This is a genomic window from Inquilinus limosus MP06, from assembly GCF_000767795.1.
Taxonomy (GTDB): Bacteria; Pseudomonadota; Alphaproteobacteria; order DSM-16000; family Inquilinaceae; genus Inquilinus; species Inquilinus limosus_E.
Genome location: NZ_JANX01000970.1, coordinates 1 through 1,338, shown reverse-complemented (window position 1 = coordinate 1,338; position 1,338 = coordinate 1). Strand labels below are relative to the sequence as shown.

Annotated in this window: 1 protein-coding gene; it reads right to left on the bottom strand. The window is 73.0% G+C overall.

Annotated features, from left to right (window positions below; genetic code table 11):
- Nucleotides 1–1,338: heavy metal translocating P-type ATPase (locus P409_RS34495; protein WP_034849414.1), on the bottom strand; the 1,338-nt coding region annotated here is incomplete at both ends.

Genomic DNA, 1,338 nt, shown 5'->3' with positions numbered 1-1,338 from the left:
CTTCGACCGTCGCCGCCACGCCATGGCCGGGCACCGCCTCGAAGGACTCGGCCGCCGGCAGGGCCTGGCCCCGGGCGCTGGCGGCGGCGACGATCGCCTCGGCGATCGGGTGCTCCGACCGCGCCTCGACCGCCGCCACCAGCCGCAGCACGTCGTCGCGGTCGAAGCCCTCCAGCGTGTCGAAATCGGTCAGCTCTGGCCGGCCTTGGGTCAACGTGCCGGTCTTGTCGACCGCGATGACCGTCGCGTCGCGCAGGGTCTGCAGCGCGTCGCCCTTGCGGAACAGCACGCCCAGCTCGGCGGCGCGGCCGGTGCCGACCATGATCGAGGTCGGCGTCGCCAGCCCCATGGCGCAGGGGCAGGCGATGATCAGCACCGCCACGGCGTTGACCAGGGCGAAGGCCAGGGCCGGGTCGGGCCCGAAGGCCAGCCAGACCAGGAAGGTCGCGGCCGACACCGCCATCACCGCCGGCACGAACCAGGCGGTGACGCGGTCGACCAGCGCCTGGATCGGCAGCTTGGCGCCCTGCGCCTGCTCGACCATGCGGATGATCTGGGCCAGCACCGTCTCCCCGCCCACGCGGGTGGCGCGGAAGGAGAAGCTGCCGGTCTTGTTGATGGTGCCGCCGACCACCTCGGCGCCGACGCCCTTGGCCACCGGCACCGGCTCGCCGGTGATCATCGCCTCGTCGACGAAGGACTGGCCCTCGACCACCTCGCCATCGACCGGCACCCGCTCGCCGGGCCGCACCAGCACGGTGTCGCCGGCCCGCACTTCCTCCAGCGCCAGGTCCAGCGTCTTGCCGTCGCGGACCACCCGCGCCGTCTTCGGCTGCAGCCCGACCAGGCGGCGGATCGCCTCCGACGTCCGGCCCTTCGCGCGCGCCTCGAGATACCGGCCCAGCAGGATCAGCGTGGTGATCACCGCCGCGGCCTCGTAATAGACATTGGCCGTGCCGGCCGGCAGCACGCCGGGCAGGAAGGTGGCGACCACCGAATAGCCCCAGGCGGCGGCCGTCCCCAGCGCGACCAGCGAGTTCATGTCCGGCGCGGCGCGCAGCAGCGCCGGCACGCCCTTGCGGAAGAAGCGCAGCCCGGGGCCGAACATCACCGCGCTGGCCAGGACGAATTGAAGGATCCAGCTCTGTTGAATCCCGATCGTCGTCATCACCAGATCGTGGATGGCGGGCACCAGATGCGTGCCCATCTCCAGCACGAAGACCGGCAGGGTCAGCACCGCCGCGACGGCCAGGCTGCGGCCCAGCGCTTTCGTCTCCGCCGCGCGGGCGTCGCGCTCGCGGTCGCCGGCATCCTCGGCGCCGATGCGCCGGGCGTCGT